General features: G+C 56.4%; 2 protein-coding genes. Both read left to right on the top strand.

Translation table 11 applies throughout. From position 1 onward, the window contains the following. Nucleotides 1-90: 90 nt before the first annotated feature. Complete coding sequence (locus tag ACR0K5_RS25035) at nt 91-552, top strand: hypothetical protein (protein WP_480424837.1); 462 nt, start codon at nt 91-93, stop codon at nt 550-552. Then, entirely contained in the window at nt 552-1,526 is a 975-nt protein-coding gene (locus ACR0K5_RS25040) for an ExeA family protein (RefSeq protein WP_480425612.1), read from the top strand. The genes ACR0K5_RS25035 and ACR0K5_RS25040 overlap by 1 nt, the downstream gene beginning before the upstream one ends. Nucleotides 1,527-1,793 lie beyond the last annotated feature (267 nt).

The raw sequence follows: 1,793 nt of genomic DNA on the forward strand, positions 1-1,793 counted from the left end.
ATTGAAGCGCTCGTTGTATCCATTCTCCCAAGGTGATCCCGGGTAGATTTGGATCGGCTTAATGCCCACCTTTCTTAACCAGGTCTGCAGGTGTTTGATCACGAGCTGTTCGTTGAGTGGAACGACAAGCGCTTTGGCCCCTACCGCCCGACAGGTGGGCCTATCCCGCTGCATCGCTATCGCAAGCCCAAGAAAACACAAACACAGGCACGGGCCGACAGGATCGGAGATCTTGCGCAGAAGATCTCGGTGCCCAGATCGGCGCTTGCCGGGTTGGATTCAAGCCTGGCCAAAGCCGCAGACGTACTGCCGTTCGCCAGCCAGGCCTTTGTCGATCCGGATCCCTATGGAGAGTTCACCTATAGCAGCCGATTGGATGCGCTGCGCGGGGTCTCGGATTTGCTGCACAAGCCGCTGGCCCGCCTGACAGACGAGGATCTGTCGTTCGTGAATGATCTTGTCGACCGCACGCTCGACAAGACGGAAATCAAACAAGGAATAACTGCCCGGTTCTCGCCTAAGCGACCGGCCGCTGAAGAGGAGAGCGAGTAATGCTGAATGCCGAGATCATGGCGCGATATGGGCTGATCAAGGACTGGCGAGCTGCCGGATTCTATGAGACCGAGAACCATCGTCAGATCACCCACACCGTCCGGGCGGGCATTGGAACCGGACGCCTGATCGCTGTGACAGGCCCAGTTGGCATCGGCAAGACTGTGTTCCTGCACCGGTTGCAAGATGAAATTGCGCGCGAAAAGAAGGTCACTGTCGCCGAAAGCCTGTCGGTGGACAAAGCCCGCACGACCGTTCCGACGCTAATCTCAGCCCTGTTCTACGATCTCTCACGAGAGAAAGAACCAAAGATTCCAACCCAAGGTGAAAAGAGGGAACGAGAACTTCAGAAGCTGGTAGCCCGCTCCGGAAAGCCCGTGGCGCTGTTTGTCGATGAGGCCCATGATCTGTATGGAAAGACATTGATCGGGCTGAAACGCCTGATGGAAGTGATCGCGCGCGGCGGAGGCAATCTGTCCGTTATTCTGGTCGGCCATCCGAAGCTGCGAAACGACCTTCGCCGCCCAACGATGGAAGAGATCGGGCATCGCACTGATATCCTGCCCTTCGAAGGATTGGGGGAAGAGTCCCGAACCTATCTCGACTGGCTTTTGGACCAGTGTACCGAGGACGACGCTCCACTTGACGAGATTATCGAACCGGCGGCGCTGGACCTACTGGCAGAGCGCCTGACCACACCCTTACAGTTTGCCGAATATTTAAACCGGGCATTGGAGGCCGGGTTCCGCATCGGCCAGAAACCAATCACGCCGGATATTGTGTCGGCCACCCTGGCCCCCGACTTTGATGACTTGGAGCCACGTCTCACCCGGCAGGGCTATTCTGTGAAGGTATTGGCGGATCAGTTCCAGTCCAAACCTGCCGAGATCAAACGCTTCCTGAGCGGGCAGCTTGAACCCGCGCGGACCCGCGAATTGGCAGAGCGAATGCGGATGGCGGGGTTGTCGCTATGAGGTCATGTGGATGGTCTCACCCCACCGATCCCAGTCTCAGAAATGTGAGCCCGTCTCAATTATTCTGAGCCCGTTCTCAAATAAAGTGGTCCCAAATCGAATTATAGTCTCAAATAATCTGAGCCAGAAACAGCGATGATCTCGCGCCCAACGGATTATGATCTCAAGCCGCTACAGCTATGAGACACCTTGCCTCACGCCATTTATCGGCACGTTGTTTCCGGCTGCGTTTCTCTTGCCGTTCCCAATCCACTGCGCGTTTGAACA

The organism is Ruegeria sp. AB9 (assembly GCF_056542585.1).